This is a genomic window from Halomonas maura, from assembly GCF_030409305.1.
GTDB classification, from domain to species: domain Bacteria; phylum Pseudomonadota; class Gammaproteobacteria; order Pseudomonadales; family Halomonadaceae; genus Halomonas; species Halomonas maura.
Genome location: NZ_JAUFPQ010000018.1, coordinates 19593 through 40240, shown reverse-complemented (window position 1 = coordinate 40240; position 20648 = coordinate 19593). Strand labels below are relative to the sequence as shown.

Annotated in this window: 14 protein-coding genes; 5 read left to right on the top strand and 9 right to left on the bottom strand. The window is 71.7% G+C overall.

The window, feature by feature from the left end; all coding sequences use genetic code 11:
• Positions 1-70: 70 nt before the first annotated feature.
• Positions 71-1432, top strand: coding sequence for an AmpG family muropeptide MFS transporter (locus QWY76_RS12225; RefSeq protein WP_290311507.1), 1362 nt, complete (start codon positions 71-73; stop codon positions 1430-1432).
• Positions 1433-1444: 12 nt separating this feature from the next.
• Here the strand turns inward: QWY76_RS12225 and QWY76_RS12220 are convergent, their stop codons facing one another.
• Both QWY76_RS12220 and QWY76_RS12215 read right to left on the bottom strand, forming a co-directional pair.
• Entirely contained in the window at positions 1445-3268 is a 1824-nt protein-coding gene (locus QWY76_RS12220; protein ID WP_290311506.1) for an SEC-C metal-binding domain-containing protein, read from the bottom strand.
• 333 nt (positions 3269-3601) lie between these two features.
• Complete coding sequence (locus QWY76_RS12215; protein ID WP_290311505.1) at positions 3602-4843, bottom strand: ABC1 kinase family protein; 1242 nt, start codon at positions 4841-4843, stop codon at positions 3602-3604.
• A 121-nt stretch (positions 4844-4964) separates the two neighbouring features.
• On the opposite strand from QWY76_RS12215, the gene QWY76_RS12210 reads away from it, so the two are divergent.
• The 3 genes from QWY76_RS12210 (at position 4965) to QWY76_RS12200 (ending at position 8463) form a co-directional block, all read left to right on the top strand.
• On the top strand, positions 4965-6899 hold the full coding sequence (locus tag QWY76_RS12210; protein WP_290311504.1) for a DNA topoisomerase 3: 1935 nt from the start codon (positions 4965-4967) through the stop codon (positions 6897-6899).
• On the top strand, positions 6896-7795 hold the full coding sequence (locus QWY76_RS12205) for a ketopantoate reductase family protein (RefSeq protein WP_290311503.1): 900 nt from the start codon (positions 6896-6898) through the stop codon (positions 7793-7795). The genes QWY76_RS12210 and QWY76_RS12205 overlap by 4 nt, the downstream gene beginning before the upstream one ends.
• A gap of 95 nt (positions 7796-7890) precedes the next feature.
• A complete protein-coding gene (locus QWY76_RS12200; RefSeq protein ID WP_290311502.1) occupies positions 7891-8463 on the top strand; it encodes a hypothetical protein in 573 nt (190 codons plus the stop codon).
• 127 nt (positions 8464-8590) lie between these two features.
• Here the strand turns inward: QWY76_RS12200 and ppc are convergent, their stop codons facing one another.
• Genes ppc through cysM form a run of 5 tightly spaced genes read right to left on the bottom strand, consistent with a single transcriptional unit; the run spans position 8591 to position 16708 of the window.
• Positions 8591-11239 carry a phosphoenolpyruvate carboxylase gene (gene ppc, locus QWY76_RS12195; protein ID WP_290311500.1) on the bottom strand — a complete coding sequence of 883 codons (2649 nt, stop codon included), beginning with the start codon at positions 11237-11239 and terminating at the stop codon, positions 8591-8593.
• Positions 11236-12105, bottom strand: coding sequence for a nucleoside triphosphate pyrophosphohydrolase (gene mazG / locus QWY76_RS12190; protein ID WP_290311499.1), 870 nt, complete (start codon positions 12103-12105; stop codon positions 11236-11238). The genes ppc and mazG overlap by 4 nt, the downstream gene beginning before the upstream one ends.
• Positions 12102-14381: a GTP diphosphokinase gene (gene relA, locus QWY76_RS12185; protein WP_290311498.1), complete on the bottom strand. Its 2280-nt coding sequence runs from the start codon at positions 14379-14381 to the stop codon at positions 12102-12104. The genes mazG and relA overlap by 4 nt, the downstream gene beginning before the upstream one ends.
• Entirely contained in the window at positions 14374-15810 is a 1437-nt protein-coding gene (locus tag QWY76_RS12180; RefSeq protein WP_290311497.1) for a TRAM domain-containing protein, read from the bottom strand. Before QWY76_RS12180 ends, relA begins: the two co-directional genes overlap by 8 nt.
• Before the next feature lies 1 nt (position 15811).
• Positions 15812-16708 carry a cysteine synthase CysM gene (gene cysM / locus QWY76_RS12175; RefSeq protein ID WP_290311496.1) on the bottom strand — a complete coding sequence of 299 codons (897 nt, stop codon included), beginning with the start codon at positions 16706-16708 and terminating at the stop codon, positions 15812-15814.
• 122 nt (positions 16709-16830) lie between these two features.
• Here cysM and QWY76_RS12170 point away from each other — a divergent pair, with 122 nt between their 5' ends.
• Complete coding sequence (locus QWY76_RS12170) at positions 16831-19524, top strand: ATP-binding protein (protein WP_290311495.1); 2694 nt, start codon at positions 16831-16833, stop codon at positions 19522-19524.
• Here QWY76_RS12170 and acpS read toward each other — a convergent pair.
• Both acpS and pdxJ read right to left on the bottom strand, forming a co-directional pair.
• Positions 19464-19841 (bottom strand): holo-ACP synthase, encoded by a 378-nt coding sequence (acpS, locus tag QWY76_RS12165; protein WP_290311804.1) that lies wholly within the window; start codon positions 19839-19841, stop codon positions 19464-19466. The two genes, QWY76_RS12170 and acpS, sit on opposite strands and share 61 nt — an antisense overlap.
• On the bottom strand, positions 19838-20638 hold the full coding sequence (gene pdxJ / locus QWY76_RS12160; protein ID WP_290311494.1) for a pyridoxine 5'-phosphate synthase: 801 nt from the start codon (positions 20636-20638) through the stop codon (positions 19838-19840). The genes acpS and pdxJ overlap by 4 nt, the downstream gene beginning before the upstream one ends.
• Between the last annotated feature and the right edge of the window lie 10 nt (positions 20639-20648).

Here is a 20648-nt window from a genome sequence, read left to right as displayed (position 1 = left end):
GCAATCTTACCATCGATGGCCTCGGCGCGTGGCCCCGACCGAGGCGTGTCCCGCAAGGAGAGCCTACGCCATGCCGACCCCTACCGCGCAGCGCAGCTGGCGTGACGCCCTGTCGATCTACCTGCGGGCGCCGGTCCTGACCATGCTGTTCCTGGGCTTCTCGGCGGGCCTGCCCTTCCTGCTGGTGTTCTCCACCCTCTCGGCCTGGCTGCGCAGCGACGGCGTGGAGGTGGCGGCCATCGGCTTCTTCGCCTGGATCGGCATCCTCTACTCGATCAAGTTCTTCTGGGCGCCGGTGGTCGACCGCCTGGCGCTGCCCGGGCTGACCCGCGCCTTCGGCCAGCGCCGCGGCTGGATGCTGCTGGCCCAGCTGACCATCGCCGCCGGCCTGGTGGGGCTGTCGAGCCTCGACCCGGTGGGCCACCTGCCGCTGGTCGCCGCCTGCGCCCTGCTGGTGGCCTTCGGCTCGGCCACCCAGGACATCGCCATCGACGCCTTCCGCATCGAGTCGGCCCCCGACGACATGCAGGCGGCCATGGCCTCCACCTACATCATCGGCTACCGCGGCGGCCTGATCGCCGCCGGCGCCGGCGCGCTCTACGTGGCCTCGCTGGTGTCCTGGCAGGCCGCCTACCTGAGCATGGCCGCCCTGGTGGGGGTGGGGGTGATCACGGTGCTGGTGCGCCCGGAGCCGGCCCGCCTCGCGCTGACCACCCAGCTGATCCACGAGCCCCGGGTGCGCGCCTTCCTGCGCGCCAGTCGCGGCCGCGCGGCCTGGCAGCGTCGCCTCGGCGCCTGGGCCATCGGCGCGGTGGTCTGCCCCTTCACCGACTTCTTCAGCCGTCACCGGCGCAAGGCCCTGTGGCTGCTGGTCTTCGTGGCGGTCTTCCGGATCAGCGACCTGGCCATGGCCTCCATGGCCAACCCGCTCTACATCGACCTGGGCTTCAGCCTGGCGACCATCGCCAACGTCACCAACGTCTTCGGCATCGCCATGAGCATCGGCGGGGGGATCCTCGGCGGGCTGCTGGTGGCACGCTACGGCATCGGACCGATCCTGGTGCTGGGGGCGGCGGCCACCGCCCTGACCAACCTGCTGTTCGTCGCCCTGTCGATAGCCGGGGACAACCTGGCCATGCTGGTGACCACCATCATCGGCGACAACCTCTCCAACGGCCTGGCCAGTGCGGTGTTCATCGCCTTTCTCTCCAGCCTCACGTCCCGGGCCTATACGGCCACCCAGTACGCGCTGTTCTCGTCGCTGATGACCCTGCCGGGCAAGTTCCTCAGTGGCTTCGGCGGCCTGATGGTGGCCGGCCAGGGCTATGCCGGCTTCTTCCTGCTGGCCTCCCTGCTGGGGCTGCCGGCCATCGCCCTGGCGATCTGGATCAGTCGCGATCGCTCACTGGTGCCGGCCGCCGGCACCGCCTGAGCGCCACGAGGCTCAGGAGAGCTGCTCGCCGAGCCAGTCCAGGGCGCCCGGGGTGGCGCGCCACTGGTCGCGCATCAGGGTGCGGTATTGCCAGGCCTCGGCCCGGGAACCGGGCGAGGCGGTGCCGTTGGTGCCGGGGCTCGCCGGCCGCGGGTTGTCGGCACACAGCATGGCCAGGGCATGGGGATTGTGGCGACGGGCCTGGGCCAGGGCCTCGGCGGCCTCGTCACGCCGCCCCAGGCGGAACAGCGCCAGCACCCGTCCCATCAGCATGCCCAGCAGGCCCTCCTCCTCGTCCGGGGCCGCCACGGCCCGCTCGCTCAGGGCCAGCGCCTCGCGGTCGCGCCCCTCGCGCAGCAGCTGGTCGAGCACCAGTTCGCGCAGCCCCAGGCTGTCCTCGTCGTCGAGGGTCAGCAGGGTCTCGGCGAGTTCCCGCGAGCGCTGGCGGGCGCCGCGCTCCATGCCCACCACCAGGGCCAGGCCCGTGCGCAGCAGCACGGCGTTGTCCGCCACCTCCCAGCCCAGGGTCGCCTCGCCGGTGCGGCGGGCCTGGTCCAGCCAGCGTTCCAGCCGGTCGGCCAGGGGCTCGAAGAGGCTCGGCGCCATCCACGGCAGGCTGCCGAAGCGGCTGGTCAGCGCCAGGGCCAGCGACTGCACCACGGCGGGGGCGTCCAGCCATTCGGGGTGCGCGCACAGCGCCGGCAGCCAGTCCTCGGCCTGGGGCCAGGGATCGCTGTCGAAGCCCATGGGCGCCTCGCCCTCGACCTGAGACTGGAAGACCGCCTGGAAGGCCGCGAACAGGGTGTCCTCCCGGGCGCTGCGGTGATAGGCCAGGGCCCCGTCCTCGGCACGCAGGTCGAGCGGCGGGGCGGTGGGCAGCGCCTCGAGCAGCGCCTGCAGGGAGACCAGCGGCTCCGCCAGGTCCTCCTCGGCGTTGAGCAGCTGCTCGGCGAGGGTGGCCCCGGGGTTCTCCGCCAGGTCGGCCAGGAACTGCAGCTGCTCGGGTTCCAGGTCACCCTGCCGGGACAGCCGGCGGAACCAGAAGCGCGAGCGCTCCGCGGCCTCCTCCTCGTGGCCCTCGTGGAGCAGCAGCATGGCCTCGATATAGGCCAGGGTGGGCGAGTCGGGCAGGGCCTGCTGGGCGCGCACGAAGGCCGCCCGGGCGCTGTCGAGGTCGTCGTTGTCGAGGTGCAGCAGGCACAGCCGTTCGAGGGCCACGCCGCGCAGGAACAGCGGCCCCCGGTCGAGCACCTCGTCGAGCAGCGCCTCGCGCTTGCGATGGAAGCCGCGCTCCTGGTAGAGGTCGACGAGGATCTCGAAGGCCGGCTCGGCCTGCTCCGGCAGCCGCGACCAGTCGGCGTTCTCGAACAGCGACTCGAGGACCTGCTGGGCCCGGCCGCGCTGCCCCGACTCGGCGGCGATCAGGCCGGCCTCGAGCAGCGCCTGGGCCGGCGCCCGGCCGCTGGCGAGCGCCGCCTTGAGGGTGTCGCCCTTCCAGTCGCGCAGCGACAGCATCCACATCAGGTGTGAAGGGACGTGGCCGGGCAGCGTCACGGCGCCGCAGCACTGCTTGGTCTTGCGCCCGGAATCGCACCAGCAGGGCTCGTTGCGTCCCGGCCGGGCCAGGGCCTCGCAGGCGAAACCGAGACGCGCCAGGGGCGTCTGCGACCAGAGTTCCGGGGCCAGTGCCTGGGCCAGCGCCAGGTCGCCGCCGACCAGGGCGGGACCCTCGCTGCGTGCCCAGGCCATCAGCGTCGGATAGCGTTCATCTTCACGAATGGCCGTGAGGGCTCCCGAGGCGAACCCCAGCAGCTGTTCCACCCATACCGCCAGCATTGCCGTCTCCACTACCGGAAAACCGTACAGTCTACCAGCCGACCGGCATGTGGGCAGCCGCTTTCAGGCCAGGGCCCGCGGGCGCGTTAACAATCGCACGCACGTTGCGCCGGAGCCGGTGGTTGTGCAGATCGCGGCGTGAACGACGTGGCTTGGTGGTGCCAAGTGAGTCGTGAACAACAAAGAGCTGCGCAGCCACCGGCCCGGCCCTTCGGGTTGCGCCTCACCAGGCGTCATGCGGCGTTGACGGCCTGGTCAAGGGAACCACCCTTGACGGCGGCCGTCGCCTGGCCTGACGCCTGGTGAGACAGCAACGCCATCGGCGGACGATTGTTAACGCGCCCGCGCCATCAGGGGCCGCACCCGGTCGGCCATGTCGAGCCGGGCGCCGAGGCGCACCAGGTTCCAGTAATGGCCGTTGAGGGTCCGCGACAGCAGCAGGGTCTCCGCCGGCGGCTGCAGCCGGTCCATGGCCGCCCAGACCCGGGGGCTGAGCTCGCGCAGGCGACGGTGCACACGTACGTCGCCGAAGTCCTGAGGCCCCGGGGCGAACAGCGGCGCCACGGCCGCCGCCGCCTCCTGGTAGAGCGCCAGGGGGGCCCCCTCCCCCTGGCGTCCGCCCAAGGCCCGCAGGGCCGTGTCCATGGCCATGGGATCGGCGTCCAGGGTGGCCTCGAGCAGCCGCAGCATGGCCGCGAGGCGCTCGGGGGGGACCGGGATCACCGCCCCCAGGTCGTAGATCACCAGCCGTCCCTGGTCATCGGCGGCGAAGTTGCCGGCATGGGGATCGGCATGCAGCTCCCCGAAGGTGAAGAGTTCCTCGGTGAGCCAGTCGGCCAGGGTGTTGGCGATGCGCTGGCGGGTGGCGTCGTCGCCGGCCTCCAGCTCCCGCAGCGGCGTGCCGGGCACGTAGCGCATGGCCAGCACCCGCGGGCCGCACAGCGCCGGCAGGGGCTCGGGAATCACCAGCGACGCGAGGTGGGCATAGCGCGCCCGGTAGCGCATCAGGGCCTCGGCCTCGGCGCGGTAGTCGAGCTCGCCGCGCAGGCTGGCCGCCAGCTCCTCGAAGAGCGCGTCGAGGCGCGCCTGGGGCACCCGCAGCCAGCGGCCCAGCCGCATCAACCGGCGCAGCTGGACGAGGTCGTCCTCCAGCACCTGGTCGAGCCCGGGATACTGCACCTTGAGCACCAGGGTCTCGCCCTCCCGGGTGACTGCCCGGTGGACCTGCCCCATGGAGGCGCTGGCGAAGGGCCGGGGCTCGATGGAGGCGAAGACCGCGTCCAGGTCGTCGTACTGGGCGTCCAGGGTACGACGGATCTCCGCCCAGGGCATCGGCTCGGCCTGGCGCTGCAGGCGCGCGAGCTCGTCGACCAGCTCGGCGGGCAGCAGGTCGTCCCACTGGGCCATGATCTGGGCCAGCTTCATGGCCGGCCCCTTGAGCTCGGAGAGGCCATCGAACAACGCCTCGCCCAGGGCCCGCCAGTCGCTCTGCCCGCCCAGGCGCATCTTCAGCACCGCCCCGCCGGTGCGGGTGCCGAGCCCCAGCAGGCGCCGTGTCCGACCGCGTTCACGCATGGCGTCGCCTCCGCCTTAAAGCATTACAAGAGTTGTACAACTGAATATCCATGCTACACCTGGCGACCGCCATGGAATACTGTAAGAATTCCCATGACCCTCAACGGCCCCACGAGGTCCCATGCGCCTGATCATCGCCGAGAAACCCAGCCTGGCCCGCGCCATCGCCGATGCCCTGCCCGCTCCCAGCCGCCGCGAGGACGGCGCCCTGGTGGCCGGCGAGACCGTGGTCACCTGGTGCCTGGGCCACCTGCTGGAACAGGCCCCGCCCGATGCCTACGACCCGGCCTACAAGCCCTGGCGGCTCGACCTGTTGCCGATCCTGCCCGAACGCTGGAAGCTCACCCCGCGTCCCAAGGCCCGCGGCCAGCTGGCGGTGATCCGCAAGCGGCTGAAGCAGGCCGGCGAGGTGGTGCACGCCGGCGACCCCGACCGGGAGGGCCAGCTGCTGGTGCAGGAGGTCATCGAGCACCTGGGCTGGAAGGGGCCGGTGTCCCGGCTGCTGATCAGCGATCTCAACGCCCCGGCGGTCAAGCGCGCCCTGTCGCGCCTGGAGGACAACGCCCGCTACGCGCCGCTCTACCGGGCCGCCCAGGCCCGGGCCCGGGCGGACTGGCTCTACGGCATCAACCTGACCCGGGCCTGGACGCTGATCGGCCGCCAGGCCGGTCACGACGGCGTGCTCTCGGTGGGCCGGGTCCAGACGCCGGTGCTCGGCCTGGTGGTCCGCCGCGACGGCGAGATCCGCGACTTCGAGCCGCGCCCCTTCCACGTGCTGTGGGCGGACCTGGCGGTGGCCCGCGGCCGGCTGCGGGCCTGGTGGGTCCCGGGGGAGGCGCACCCGCTGGACGACCAGGGGCGGCTGCTCGCCCGGGCCCCCGCCGACGCCCTGGCCGCCCGGCTGCCCGGCACCGAGGGCCGGCTCAGTCACCTCGAGCGCCGCGACAAGCGTCAGGCCGCACCGCTGCCCTACTCGCTCTCGGCGCTGCAGGTGGATGCCGCCCGCCGTCACGGGCTCTCCGCCAAGGCGGTGCTGGACATCTGCCAGCGCCTCTACGAGCGCCACCAGTTGATCACCTATCCTCGCTCCGACTGCCGCTACCTGCCACAGGACCACTGGGTGGGCGCCCGGGCGACCCTGGAAGGCGCCTGCGGCGGCGACGAGACCCTGCGCCGCTGGCTGGCCGGCGCGGACTTCTCCCGGCGCTCCAAGGCCTGGAACGACCAGCGGGTCGGCGCCCACCATGCCCTGGCGCCCACCGGCAAGGCCGCCGACCCGAGCCGTCTGTCGGGCCAGGAGGCGGACGTCTTTCGGCTGATCGCCCGCAATGTCATCGCCCAGTTCTATCCCGCCCTGTCGACCCGCGAGGTCAAGGCCGAGTTCACCCTGCTCGGGGAATGCTTCCGCGCCCGGGGCCAGGAGGTGCTGGAGGCCGGCTGGAAGCCACTGTTCACCACCCGGGACGAGGCCCCACCCCTGCCGCCCCTGGACGAGGGCGAGACGTGTCGCGTCGAGGACGTCGGCGTGGAGGATCGCGAGACGCGCCCCCCCGAGCCCTTCACCGACGCCAGCCTGATCAAGGCGATGATGAACATCGCCCGCTACGTGGATGACCCGGCGATCCGCCGTACCCTGCGCGACTCCGACGGCCTGGGCACCGAGGCCACCCGGGCCGGCATCATCGAGACGCTGCTCGAACGCGGCTACCTGGCCCGGGAGGGCAAGGCGCTGAGAGCCACCCGCCTGGGCAGCGCCCTGATCGCCTCGCTCCCCGAGGCGGTGGGGCGCCCCGAGCGCACCGCCCAGTGGGAACAACGCCTGTCGGCCATCGCCGAGGACGATGACGCCCCGGCGCCCTTCCTCGCTGGCCTGGTCGCGGACCTGCGCGACCTGCTGGGCTGCGCCGATGCCGGCCGCATGCAGCGGGCCCTGGCCGACGCCCGGGGCGTCGAGGCCAAGGCCACGCGGCGCGGCAAGGCGTCGCGCAAGCCGGCCGGCCGGCGCCAGGCCGACAAGCGCCGCGGCGCCGCCCGCCCGCGGAACAAGCGTCCATGAGCCACCAGCTGATCGTCGGCCCCGGGGCCCTGGGGCGCCTGGTGGCGCTGCACCTGGCCAGCCGCGAAGGGGTGACGCTGCTCGGCAGGCGCCCCCTCCCGCCCCGCCAGACCCTGACCACCCCGACGGGCGAGACGCGCACCCGCGAGATCCCCTGCCTGACCCTCGACGCCCTCGACCACGCCCTCGCCGCCGACGTCACCACCGTCCACCTCACCACCAAGGCCTATGCCGCCGAGGCGGCCTTCGCCGCCATCGCCCCCTGGCTGCCCCCGGACACGCTGCTGGTGCTGTGGCAGAACGGCGTTGGGCTCCAGGCGACCCTGACCGAGCGCTGGACCGGGCCGGTGCTGTGCGCCAGCACCACCGAGGGTGCCTACCTGCAGGGTGACGCAGGCGTGGTGCATGCCGGACATGGCCGCACCCTGCTCGGCCACCTCGGCGGCGGCCACGGCACGCTCGCCGCCGCGTTGGCGACCCGGCTCGCCGCGGCCGGCCTGCCGGCCGCGGCCGTGCCGGACATCCGCGTGCGGCTCTGGCACAAGCTGGCGGTGAACGCCGCCATCAACCCCCTGGTGGCACGCTTTCGCATCCGCAACGGCCAGCTCCGCGATCGCCCCTTCCGACCCATGGTCGACGCGCTGCTCGACGAGCTCGCCGCCGTGATGGCCGCGGAGGGCATCCCCGCCCCCGACGGGGGTTTCCCGGCACTGGTCTGGAGCGTGGTCGCCGCCACCGCCAACAACCGCGCCTCGATGCTGCAGGACCGGCTCGCCGGTCGTCCCACCGAGCACGAGGCGATCCTCGCCCCGCTGCTGGCCGCAGCCCGTCGACACGGCCTGCCCGCCCCCCGGCTGGCCGAGTTGCAACGCCAGCTGGCCGCCGCCGACGCCTGATTCCGCCTGGCGGGCTCGCGCCGGGCCTGCTAGTGTCAAGTCGATAACGAAATCAGGCGCGGCGCCACCGGCAGACCGCGCCGGGGTCTGGGGTAATGACAATCCACAAGGCATGGCGGCCGTCGCTGGCCGCCGTCGCGTTGGCGGTGACACTGCCGGCGCTGGGAGACGCCGCGTCGCCGGCCTACATCGCGCAGCCGACCGACCTCGCCCGACTCGACAACGGCCTGAGCCTGCAGGGCGCCGACGTAGCGACCCTCGACGGGATCACCTCGGGCTTCCGCCTGACCGCCGGCTACACCCCCCCGGGCCTGCCCCGGCTCGACCTGGGCGCCGAGGTCAGCTACGAGGAGAGCGAGGACGTCCCCATCTCGGGCGGCGATCGGCACATGATCGTCGACACCACCAGCCTGGGCGGCAGCCTGCTGGCCGGGGTGCGGCTGGGCTGGTTCGGCCTCTACGCGAAGTCGGGGCTGGCGAGCTGGCAGGGCGAGACGGTGGCCGGCCCCGAGGAGACGGCGCCCGGCGCGGGCACCAGCCGGGTCAAGGGGTTCGGGGCACGCCTTCACCTCGCCCACATGATCAGCCGGCTGGACTACCAGCGCTTCCAGGATCGGGAGCTGGCGCACCTCAACCGGCTCACCGCCTCGGTGCATTTCCCCTTCTGAGCGATCAGCCGGAAGGCAGCGTTAATGAAACCGCCTCCGTGGCCTTGCCACGGAGGCGGTTGTGCTTCCCGCTGCCAGCCGCGAAGCGGCGCTCTTCCGGCTTCACGCTCCCGGGCGAAGCCCGGGCTCAGCCGGTGTTGCGCAGGCCGGCGGCGATCCCCGCCATGGTCACCATCAGGGCCCGGGAGAGATCGGCGCTGATCGCCCCGTCGGCGTCCCGGTTACGCTGCAGGAGTTCGGCCTGGAGGCCGTGCAGGGGATCGATGTAGGGGTTGCGTACCTCCACCGCCTGGCGGATCAATGGCGTGCTCTCGAGCAGCTCCTGCTGGTCGAGGATCTGCAGCACCCCCTCGCTGAGTCGACCGAAGCGCTCCCTCAGCCGGGCCCCCAGGGCCTCGAGGGCGGGCTCGTCCACCAGGCGGTTCTCGTAGTAGGTGGCGATGCCCACGTCGGCCTTGGCCAGCAGCATCTCCAGCATGTCCAGGTAGGTGCCGAAGAAGGGCCAGCGGTCGCGCATCTCGCGCAACACCTCGAGGCCGCCCTCCTCCTCCAGCCGCGTGGCGAAGGCCTCGCCACTGCCCAGCCAGGCCGGCAGCATCAGGCGGGTCTGGGTCCAGGCGAAGATCCACGGAATGGCGCGCAGGGTCTCCACGCCGCCATCCTGGCGCCGCTTGGCCGGCCGCGAGCCCAGGGGCAAGCGCCCCAGGGCGCCTTCCGGGGTCACCGAGCGGAAGTAGGGCACGAAGTCGGGATCCTCGCGCACCACGCTGACGTAGGCACTGTGGGCGATCCCGGCCAGCCGATCCATCTCCTCCCGCCAGGCCGGCTCGGGGGTCGGCGGTGGCAGCAGCGAGGCCTCGAGCACCGCACAGGTGTAGATCTCCATGGAACGCAGGGCGATCTCGGGCTGGCCGAACTTGAAGCGGATCATCTCGCCCTGCTCGGTCACCCGCAGGCTGCCGTTCACCGAGCCCGGCGGCTGGGAGAGGATGGCCGCGTGGGCGGGCCCCCCGCCACGGCCCACGGTGCCCCCGCGGCCGTGAAAGAGCGTCAGGTCGGCGCCATGCTGGCGGCACACCTCGACCAGCGCCTCCTGGGCCCGGTACTGGGCCCAGGCCGCGGCCAGCTGGCCGGCGTCCTTGGCGGAGTCCGAGTAGCCGATCATCACCTCCTGGCGGTCGCCGGCCAGGGCACGATAGCCGGGCAGCGCCAGCAGGCGGTCGATGACGTCACCGGCGCGGTTGAGGTCGTCGAGGGTCTCGAACAGCGGCGCGATGGGCAGGGTGACGTTGCCGCCGACCTCCTTCATCAGCAGCGCCACGGCCAGCACGTCGGAGGGCTGGGCGGCCATCGAGATGATGTAGGTGCCGAGCGCCTCGGCATGCTCGGAGGCGATGACCCGGAAGGTATCCAGGACCTCGCGGGTCTCCGCCGAGCACTCCCAGCGGCGCGGGATCAGCGGACGCCGCGAGGCCAGCTCGTCGAGCAGGAAGGCCTGGCGCTGCTCCTCGCTCCAGTCACGATAGTGGCCCAGGCCGAGCCCCTCGGTGAGCTCCTCCAGGGCCTGGGCGTGACGGCTGGCCTCCTGGCGCAGGTCGAGCTTGGTCAGGGTGACGCCGAACACCGCCACCCGGCGCAGGGTGTCGAGCAACACGCCATTGGCGATGGTGTCGAGGCCCACGTCGCACAGCGAACGGTAGCAGGCCAGCAGCGGGGCATAGAGCTGGTCGCGGGTCTCGATGATCGGGCCACCATCGTGGGTCCTGCCGTCGAGCTGGGCCTTGGCCCAGTCCCGGGTGGCCTCGACCTTGGCGAGCAGCCGCTTGAGCAGTTCCCGGTAGGGCTCGGCGACCTCCCCCACCTCGGCCCGCAGGGCACTGTTGGCCTTCCACATCGACAGCTCGGTCTTGAGCTGCTCGAGATCCCGGAGGTAGAGGTCCGCCGCCATCCAGCGGCCCAGCAGCAGCACTTCCCGGGTCACCTTGGCGGTGACGTTGGGGTTGCCGTCACGGTCCCCGCCCATCCAGGAAGCGAAGCGCAGCGGGGCGGCGTCCAGCGGCAGCCGCTCGCCGGCGGTGTCCAGCAGCAGGTTGTCCAGGTCACGGTGGAAGTCGGGCACCGCCTGCCACAGCGAGTTCTCGATCACCGCGAAGCCCCACTTGGCCTCGTCCACCGGGGTCGGGCGCTCGTGGCGGATCTCGTCGGTGTGCCAGGCCTGGCTGATCAGCTCCTCGAGGCGCCCCTGGGCCCGGGCACCGCGCTCGGGGTAGTCGGTGGAGGACTCGATGGCGGTCAGGCAGTCATCGATGGCGTCGTACTTCTGGATCAGGGTGCGGCGGATGACCTCGGTGGGATGCGCGGTCAGCACCAGCTCGACCCGCATGTTGGACAGGGTCTCGACCAGCTGGCGGGGCGAATGGCCCTCGCCCCGGGCGCGCTCGAGCAGCTCGCCGAGCACCGGCTGGGCCCCCGGCTTGTAGTCCTCGACCCGGCGGAAGCGCGCCCGGTAGTGCTGCTCGGCGATATTGGCCAGGTTGAGGAACTGGTTGAAGGCCCGGGTCACCGGCAGCAGGTCGCTGTCGGGGAGCCCACGCAGGTAGTCGATCAGCTGGCGGCGACTGTCGGCCTCGCCCTGGCGTCCCTGCTTGGCGAGGGCGCGGATGGACTCGATGCGGTCGACGAAGCCCTCGCCCAGGTCATCGGCGATGGTGCGCCCCAGGCTGTCGCCCAGGATGCGGACATTGTCGCGCAGCGACTCGTGCAGGTCGTCACTCATGTCGGGGAGTCTCCTTCCGAGTGTGTTGTGCCTGTGGATTCCTGACGCTTGGCGGCCTGCCAGTGATGTTCCATGCGCGCGAGCCCGGCCTCGGCCAGCGGCGTGCCCTCTCCGGCCAGGGCGGCTTCCACATGGCGGAAGCGACGCTCGAACTTGCCGTTGGTGGCGCGCAGGCAGCGCTCGGGGTCGGTCCCGAGGGTCCGGGCCAGGTTGACGGTGGCGAACAGCAGGTCACCGACCTCCTCCGCGGCATGCTCCCGGTCCCCCGCGGCCAGCGCCGCCTCGACCTCGGCGAGCTCCTCGCGCAGCTTGGCGATCACCCCGCGGCTGTCCGGCCAGTCGAAGCCGACCCGGGCGGCGCGCTTGGAGAGCTTGGCGGCGCGGGACAGCGCCGGCAGGGTGCGCGGCACGTCGTCCAGCACCGAGGCCGTGGCCGCCTCGGTGCGCGCGTCGCGCTCCTCGGCCTTGAGCGACTCCCAGCGGGAATGCACCTGCCGGGTCTCCACCTCGGCGGCGCTCATCCCCTCGCGGCGCGACGCCAGGCTGCCGTCGGGAAACACATGGGGATGGCGGTGCAGCATCTTGGCGGTGAGGGTGTGCACCACGTCGCGGAAGTCGAAGCGGCCCTCCTCGGCGGCGAACTGGCTGTAGTAGACCACCTGGAAGAGCAGGTCACCGAGCTCGCCGGGCAGCTCCTCGAAGGCGCGCCGCTCGATGGCGTCGGCCACCTCGTAGGCCTCTTCCAGGGTGTGGGGGACGATGCTGTCCCAGTCCTGCCTGACGTCCCAGGGACAGCCCCGCTCGGGGTCGCGCAGCACCGCCATCAGGGTCAGCAGGTCGTCGAGACCGTAGCGTCGCTCACTCATGCCCGCTTGCTCCCGCGTTTCTTCTTGCCCTTGGCGCCGGCCCGCAGGCGACGCACCTCGATGACGTTGGGTAGCTGCTGGATGCGCGAGAACAGCCGGCCCAGGGTTTCCAGCCCATCGACCTCCAGAGTGATCGCCATGCGGGCGATGCCATCGTCGGTGTCGGTCAGGGTGTTCACCGACAGCACGTTGACCTTCTCGTGGCCGAGTACGCCGGTGACATCGCGCAGCAGGCCCGAGCGGTCCCAGGCCTGGATCTCGATATCCACCGGATACTGGGTGCGGGCCCGCTCGCCCCACTCCACCTCGATCACCCGCTGGGGCTCGTCGAGGCGCAGCTGCAGGATGTTGGGGCAGTCCTCGCGGTGCACGGTGACCCCGCGTCCCTGGGTGATGAAGCCGACGATGGCCTCGCCGGGCACCGGGTGGCAGCAGTTGGCCATGCTGGTCTTGAGGTTGCCGACCCCGAGCACGGTGATGTCGCCGCTGCCGCCCTTGCCGGCGGCCTTGCGCGGCTTGGCCAGCAGCTTGTCGAGCTGCTCCTGGTCGTCGGATTCGCCGAACAGCTGCTGGGCCTGGTGCAGCACCTGGCCGATGCGCAGGTCGCCGGCCCCGAGCGCCGCATACATGTCATCGGGGCCGCTGTAGTTGACCTTGTTGGCGAGCCGGGTGAGGTCCATGTCCTCGACGTCGAGGCGCTTCATCTCGCGCTCGAACAGGGCCCGCCCCTCCTCGAGGTTGCGGTCCCGGGCCTGGTGCTTGAACCAGGCCTGGATCTTGGCCCGGGCCCGCGAGGTGCAGACGTAGCCGAGGCTGGGGTTGAGCCAGTCACGGCTCGGCCCGCTCTTGCTGGCGGTGAGGATCTCCACCTGCTGGCCGGTCTTGAGCCGATAGGTCAGCGGCACGATGCGCCCGTTGACCTTGGCACCCCGGCAGCGGTGGCCCACCTCGGTGTGCACCCGGTAGGCGAAGTCGATGGGGGTGGCTACCCGCGGCAGGTCGATGACATGGCCGTCCGGGGTGAACACGTAGATGCGGTCCGGGGCCACGTCGCTGGACAGCCCCTCGCGGATGTTGCCGAAGTCGCCGACCTCCTCCTGCCATTCCAGCACCTGCCGCAGCCAGGCGATCTTCTCCTCGTAGCTGGCGCTGCGGGCACTGGTATCGTGGCCCTTGTATCGCCAGTGGGCACAGACCCCGAGCTCGGCCTCCTCATGCATGGCGAAGGTGCGGATCTGGATCTCCAGCACCTTGCCCTCCGGGCCGAAGACCGCGGTATGCAGCGACTGGTAGCCGTTCTTCTTGGGGTTGGCGATGTAGTCGTCGAACTCGTTGGGCACGTGATGCCAGCGCGAATGCACGATGCCGAGCACCGTGTAGCAGTCGTTGACCTCGGGCACCAGGATCCGCACCGCGCGGATGTCGTGGACCTGGGAGAAGTCGATGCGCTTGCGCTTCATCTTCCGCCAGATCGAGTAGATATGCTTGGCCCGGCCGTCCACCTGATAGCGATGGATGCCCTGGGCGTCCATCAGTGACTTCAGCGTCTCCACCACGTCGTGGATGTAGCGGTCGCGGTCGAGGCGCTTCTCGGCCAGCTGGCGGGCGATGGCCTTGTAGTCGTCCTCGTGGAGATAGCGGAAGGACAGGTCCTCCAGCTCCCACTTGAGGTGGCCGATGCCCAGCCGGTGGGCCAGCGGGGCGTAGATGTCGAAGACTTCGCGGGCCACCTGCAGGCGCTTCTCGCGAGGGGCGTCGCGGACCTGGCGCAGGGCACAGGTCCGCTCGGCGATCTTGATCAGCGCCACCCGCACGTCGTCGATCATGTTGACCAGCATCTTGCGCAGGTTGTCCTGCTGGTCGTGCTGGATCAGCCCCTGGCTGGGCATCTGGGAGGTGCTGATGGCGGCCATCTGCAGTACCCCGTCGATCAGGCCGGCGACCTCGGTGCCGAAGCGCTTGCCGACCTCCTCCAGGCCGATCAGCCCCTCGCGCACCGCGCGATACAGCACGGCGGCCTCGAGGGCCGGCTGGTCGAGGCGCAGTTCGCCGAGGATGTCCGCCATCTCCAGGCCCATGCGAAAGCTCGAGCCGTCCATGAGCCAGGCCTTGTGGGGCCGCTCGGACTCCAGTTCCAGGCGCTGGGCCAGCGCGCAGGCGGTGCGCATCTCGTCCGGGGCGGGCAGCTTGACGTCTTCCTGCAGGCGCTCGACCCATTGCGCGATGTCGACCCGGCCATCCTCGGCCAGCGGCTGGTCTTCCCGCACTTTAACCATCGGTTGTGGCTCCTTGGTGCGGCTGCCCGGCGTGGGGGCTCTCGAGCAGCAGCATGGATTCCAGGTGGGCGGTATGGGCGAACATGTCGGCCACCGCCCACCGGCTGACGACATAGCCGGCCCGCACGAGCGACGCCGCATCCCGGGCCAGGGTGGCCGGATCGCAGGAGATGTAGAGCACCCGGGGCACCGGGTGCCGGGCCAGCAGGCGGCAGGCCGTCTCCGCGCCGTCCCGGGGCGGATCGAGGACCACCGTCTCCGCTTCCGACTCCGCCAGCAGCGCCCGGCAGGCGGCGCCGTCGGTGAGGTCCGCCTGGCGGGCCTCCACCGCGAGACCGTTGCGGTGGGCATTGTCGGCCAGGCGCGCGACCATCGCCGGGCTGCCTTCCACGGCCTGCACCCGCGCCCCCTGCGCGGCCAACGGCAGGCTGAAGTTGCCCACCCCGGCGAACAGGTCCAGCACCCGTTCCCCGGCGGCGAGGGGCGTCAGCCAGGCCAGGGCGGTGGCCACCATGCGCTGGTTGACGGCCTCGTTGGCCTGCAGGAAGTCCCCCGGGGAAAAGCACAGGGTGACCTCTTGGGCGGCGACCCGCAAGCGGCTGGCGAGCTCGGGGCGCGGGGTCAGCCACTCGAAGACCGGCGCCTCGCGCCCGACCCAGCGCGCCAGGTGCAGGCCGCGAGTCGCGGCGAAGTCCCGCCAGCGGGCGGTATCGGTGGGCTGGTCGCGCAGCTGGCGCACCACCAGGGTCACACCGGCATCGCTGGCCAGCAGTTCCAGGTGCCCGACCTGGCGCGGCGCCTGGAGCCCCTCGACCAGCCGGCGAAGCGGCGCCAGCAGGGCCGACAGCGACGGCACCAGCACCGGGCAGCTCTCGATATCCACCAGCCGGTGGCTGTGCCGGGCCCGAAACCCCAGATGCACGCCGCCGTCGCCATCGACCTTGACGCCGAGCCGGGCGCGACGCCGATAGCCCTCGCCGGCATCCGCCAGCAGCTCGGGCTCCCCCGCCGGGGCGATGGCCTGCCGCGCCAGCAGTTCGCGCAGCACCGCCTGCTTGTGGCGCCGCTGGCCGTCGATGCTCAAGTGCTGGAGGTCACAACCACCGCACCGGGCGAAGTGGGCGCAGGGTGGCGAGACCCGTTCCGGCGAGGCCTCGACCAGGGTCCGTACATGGGCCTCGTCGTAGCGCTGGCGAGTGCGGTGCACCGCGACCTCGACCCGCTCGCCGGGCAATGCGCCGTCGACGAAGACGGTCTTGCCGGCCGCGGTCCGCGCCACGCCGCGGCCGTCGTGGGCGAGGCCCTGAATGGTCAGGATCGCCCCCTCGTCATCCCCCGGGGGGGACGCGGGGGCCTCGCGGCGCCGTTGCTGGAGGCCGGACACGCCGGAGCGTGGCCGCGCGGGCCGTCGCTTGCCAAGACCCGCCACCTCAGGACTCCGGGGCGAACAGGCCAGTGGACAGGTAACGGTCGCCGCGGTCGCAGACGATGAAGACGATCACCGCGTTCTCGACCTCCTCGGCCACGCGCAGGGCCCCCGCCAGGGCACCGCCGGACGAGACGCCGGCGAGGATCCCCTCCTCCCGGGCCAGGCGTCGCATGTGCACCTCGGCCTCCTCCTGGCCGATATCCAGCACCCGGTCGACCCGGGTCGGCTCGAAGATACGCGGCAGGTAGGCCTCGGGCCAGCGGCGGATGCCGGCGATGCTGGCACCGTCCGCGGGCTGCAGGCCGATGATCTGTACCGCGGGATCGCGCTCCTTGAGGTAGCGGGAGACGCCCATGATGGTGCCGGTGGTGCCCATCGAGCTGACGAAATGGGTGATGGCGCCCCCCGTCTGCTCCCATAGCTCGGGACCGGTGCCCTGATAGTGGGCCAACGGGTTGTCGGGGTTGGCGAACTGATCGAGCGGCTTGCCCTCGCCCCGCGCGATCATGGTCTCGGCCAGGTCCCGCGCCGCCTCCATGCCCCCTTCCTTGCTGACGCCGATCAGCTCCGCGCCATAGGCGGCCATGGCCTGCTTGCGTTCGTCGGAGGCGCTCTCGGGCATGATCAGCACCAGGTGATAGCCCTTGATGGCGGCCGCCATGGCCAGGGCGATGCCGGTGTTGCCGGAGGTGGCCTCGATGAGGGTATCGCCAGGGCTAATGGTGCCGCGCCGCTCGGCCTGCTGGAGCATGGACAGCGCCGGGCGGTCCTTCACCGAGCCGGCCGGATTGTGGCCCTCGAGCTTGGCCAGCAGGGTATTGTTGCGCCCGGCGGAGATACGCGTGAGGCGAACCAGCGGCGTATGGCCGATGGTTTCCTCCAGGGTGGGGAAATGCATGCAACCTTCCTAGTGGAAACGTCTTGTCGGCATTATATCCTTGGCCGACCGCACTGGACAGGCATCCCCCCCGGCTGTGGCATACTGGCCCTCGACACGCCGCCACCCGACGAGCCTCGCCGATGTCACTGAAGACCCGCCTGATGCTGGCCACCCTCGCCCTGCCGTTGCTCCTGCTGACCCTGGCGGCGGCCGTGGTGACGGAGCTGGAGGATCGCCGCCATCACCGCCTGCTGCGCGACCACCTGACCCGGACGGCGGAGCTGCTGGCCCCGACCCTGGGCGAGGCCCTGGCCGACGGTGATCGACAGGCCCTCGCGACCACGGCCGGGCGGCTACTCGACCTGGAGGAGGTGCGCGCCCTCGGCGTGCAGGGCGCCGACGGCATCCTGCGCCTGGAACTCGGGCGCCTGCGCCCCCTCGACGCCCCCGAGGCCACCGAGGGGCCCCAGCTGGCCACCCAGGGACGCCAGTGGCTGCTGGCCGTTCCGCTGCCGGGCACGCCCGGGGCCCGACTGTTGCTGGACATCGACGCCTCCGCGCTGCCGCTGGCCTACTATCGCCAGCTCGCCACCGGCGGCCTGGTGCTGCTGATGGCCGGACTGCTGCTGTTCCTGGTGGCCCATTCCACCACCCGCCGGGTGACCCAGCCCCTCGACGAGGCCAGCCTGACCCTCGAGCAGCTGATGGCCGGCCACGCCCCGTCCCCCCTGCCGATCCCGTCCGACGCCGAGATGGCCCGGCTGGCCCGGCACCTCAACGAGCTCAACGCGCACCTGGCCTCGGCCCGGGACGACCTGCAGATCCAGATCGAGCAGGCCACCGGCGAGTTGCAGGAATCCATGGAGACCATCGAGGTCCAGAACATCGAGCTGGACCTGGCCCACCGCCGGGCCCTGGAGGCCAACCGCGCCAAGTCGGAGTTCCTGGCCAACATGAGCCACGAGATCCGCACGCCGCTCAACGGCATCGTCGGCTTCTGCCGCCTGTTGCACCGCACCGAGCTGGCGCCGCGCCAGCGCGAGTGGCTCGATCATGTCCAGCGGGCCTGCGACAACCTGCTGATGCTGGTCAACGACGTGCTCGACTTCTCGAAGATCGAGGCCGGCTGCCTCGAGCTCGAGCACACGGCCCTGGACATGGTGGCGCTGGTCGACGAAGTCCTCGGCCTGCAGGCGCCCCAGGCTCAGCAGAAGGACCTCCAGCTGCTCGGCCTGGTCTACGACGACGTCCCCGAGGCCCTCAGTGGCGACCCCCTGCGCATCCGCCAGGTGCTGACCAACCTGGTGGGCAATGCCGTCAAGTTCACCGAGGCCGGCGAGGTCATCGTCCGGGTGATGGTGGAGCAGCAGGCGCCCGGTTACACGCGCCTGCGCGTGCTGGTCACCGATACCGGCATCGGCCTGTCCGACGAGGCCCAGCGCCGCCTGTTCCGGGCCTTCCACCAGGCCGACGCCAGCCATCAGCGGGAGTTCGGCGGCACCGGGCTGGGCCTGACCATCAGCCGCCAGCTGGTCGAGCAGATGGGCGGCGAGATCCACGTCGACAGTACCCCCGGGGAAGGCTCGACCTTCGCCTTCACCCTGCCCCTGGCCTGCCAGGCCGAGGCGGAACGCCCCCCGGAGCTGCACCTCGACGACACCCTGATCGTGCTCGCCGAGCCCCACCTGCCCACCCGGCGCGCCCTGCAGCACCTGATGACCCGCTGGGGCGCCCGAGTCAGCGGCCTGACGGGACGCCCTGCGGCCAGCCCGGCACTGGCCGTGATCGGCCTGACCCCCGAGGACCTCGAGCCGACGGGCCGGGCGGGCTGGCAGCAACGCCTCGACGCCCTGGGCTGCCCGGCGCTGCTGCTGGTCAATGCCAGCCCGCCCGACCTGCCCGACCTGGCGCTGCCCCATGGCGGGGAGATCCTCAGCAAGCCGCTGTCGCGCAAGGGGCTGGCCGGCGCGGTGAGACGTACCCTCGAAGGCGCCGCCCTTCGCCCCGCCCGACCGCCGAGCCCCCAGCGGCGACTGCTGGTGGTCGACGACACCGAATCCAACCGGCTGCTGCTCAAGGAGCTCGTCAAGGGGCCGACCCTCGAGGTGACTCTCGCCGCCAGTGGCGAGGAGGCCCTGGCGATGGCCCAGGAGACGCCCTTCGATGGGGTGCTGATGGACATCCGCATGCAGGGCATGGACGGGGTCGAGACGACCCGGGCCCTGCGTGCCCTGGGCGGCCGCTGGCGGGGGCTGCCGATCATCGCCGTCACGGCCCATATCCACAGCGATCAGCGCCGCGAGCTGCTCGAGAGCGGACTGGATGGCGTGCTGGAGAAACCCCTGGATCTCACCGAGCTGTCGGGCCTGCTGCACCACCATCTGGGCGTCGGGCTGGCCATGGAACGGGCGTCACCCGCCGCCGGCGAGCCGGTCGGCCATGACGCGGAACTGGCGGAGGTGGACCTGGCCCTCGGCACCCGGCTGGCCGGCGGACGCGAGGCGCTGGCGCGCCAGCTGCTGGGCCAGTTGATCGCCTCCCTGGACGACAGCGAGGCCAGCATCCGCCGGGCCGCCGGGCGAGGCGACGGGGAAGCGCTGCTCGACGCCCTGCATGCGCTCAACGGGGCCTGCCGCTATTGCGGGGTCCCGCGCCTGGGGCTGCTGGCGGAAACCCTGGAGACCCGCCTGCGTTCCCGGGGCCTCGAGGCGGTCACCGCCCTGCTGCCGGACCTGTATGCCGCCATGGCGGGCCTGAGAACCTGGCAGGCGGCTCAGCCCTCCAGCACCACGAAGGCCACGGCGAAGGCGTCCTCGTCCGACAGCGAGAGATGAAGGGCCTTGACGCCGGCCGCCTCGGCCAGGTCATGGGCCTGGCCGGACAGCAGCAGGGAGGGACGCCCCATGGCATCGTTGATCACCTGGATCTCGGTCCAGCGCATGCCCCGTCGCAGGCCGGTCCCTAGCGCCTTGACGAAGGCCTCCTTGGCGGCGAAGCGCTTGGCCAGGTAGGCCACCGGCCGGCCCCGCGCCTGGAACAGGGCCAATTCGTCGTCGCCGAGCAGGCGGTGGGCGAAGCGCTCGCCATGGCGCACCACGGCACGCTCGAAGCGCGACACCCGGGCGATGTCGGTCCCCACCCCGATGATCATCGGCAGCAATCACCCGCGTCGTCGTGATCGTGGTCATGCTCGTCGAGCGCCGCCAGCAGGCCGGCTTCCTGGCCGGCGATGGCCAGACGCTTCATCTCGGCCACGGCCTCCTTGAGGCCGACGAACAGCGCCCGGGCGATGATCGCGTGACCGATGTTGAGTTCGTGGAGCCCGGGAATCGCGGCGATCGCCTCGACATTATGGTAGTGCAGGCCATGGCCCGCATTGACAGTCAGCCCCAGCTCTCCGGCCATCTCCGCCGCGGCCACCAGGCGCGCGTGCTCCCGGGCGGCCTCGGCGCCGCTCGCCTCGGCATAGGCCCCGGTGTGCAGCTCGATCACCGGCGCCCCGGCGCGCGCCGCCGCCTCGACCTGGGCGGGCTCGGGGTCGATGAACAGCGAGACCTCGCAGCCCGCCTCGGCCAGCCGACGACAGGCCGCGGCGATGGCCTCGACGCCACCGGCCACGTCCAGGCCACCCTCGGTGGTCAGTTCCTCGCGCTTCTCGGGCACCAGGCAGACATGGGCCGGGCGAAGCGTCTCGGCAAGCGCCAGCATCGTCTCGGTGACCGCCATCTCGAGGTTCATGCGGGTCGTGAGCACCTCGGCCAGCAGGCGCACGTCGCGCTCCTGGATATGCCGACGGTCCTCGCGCAGGTGCACGGTGATGCCGTCGGCGCCGGCCTCCTCGGCCAGCAGGGCGGCCTGGACGGGATCGGGATAGCGGGTGCCGCGGGCCTGGCGCAGGGTGGCGATATGGTCGATGTTGACGCCGAGCAGGATGCGGGGGGGATGCATGGAGTCTCCT

Coding starts and splice junctions, on each gene's coding strand:
- QWY76_RS12225 (WP_290311507.1), top strand. CDS start 71: ATGCCGACCCCTACCGCGCAGCGCAGCTGGCGTGACGCCCTGTCGATC.
- pdxJ (WP_290311494.1), bottom strand. CDS start 20,638: ATGCATCCCCCCCGCATCCTGCTCGGCGTCAACATCGACCATATCGCC.
- cysM (WP_290311496.1), bottom strand. CDS start 16,708: ATGCATTTCCCCACCCTGGAGGAAACCATCGGCCATACGCCGCTGGTT.
- QWY76_RS12170 (WP_290311495.1), top strand. CDS start 16,831: ATGTCACTGAAGACCCGCCTGATGCTGGCCACCCTCGCCCTGCCGTTG.
- QWY76_RS12200 (WP_290311502.1), top strand. CDS start 7,891: ATGACAATCCACAAGGCATGGCGGCCGTCGCTGGCCGCCGTCGCGTTG.
- QWY76_RS12215 (WP_290311505.1), bottom strand. CDS start 4,843: ATGCGTGAACGCGGTCGGACACGGCGCCTGCTGGGGCTCGGCACCCGC.
- ppc (WP_290311500.1), bottom strand. CDS start 11,239: ATGAGTGACGACCTGCACGAGTCGCTGCGCGACAATGTCCGCATCCTG.
- QWY76_RS12205 (WP_290311503.1), top strand. CDS start 6,896: ATGAGCCACCAGCTGATCGTCGGCCCCGGGGCCCTGGGGCGCCTGGTG.
- mazG (WP_290311499.1), bottom strand. CDS start 12,105: ATGAGTGAGCGACGCTACGGTCTCGACGACCTGCTGACCCTGATGGCG.
- relA (WP_290311498.1), bottom strand. CDS start 14,381: ATGGTTAAAGTGCGGGAAGACCAGCCGCTGGCCGAGGATGGCCGGGTC.
- acpS (WP_290311804.1), bottom strand. CDS start 19,841: ATGATCATCGGGGTGGGGACCGACATCGCCCGGGTGTCGCGCTTCGAG.
- QWY76_RS12220 (WP_290311506.1), bottom strand. CDS start 3,268: ATGCTGGCGGTATGGGTGGAACAGCTGCTGGGGTTCGCCTCGGGAGCC.
- QWY76_RS12210 (WP_290311504.1), top strand. CDS start 4,965: ATGCGCCTGATCATCGCCGAGAAACCCAGCCTGGCCCGCGCCATCGCC.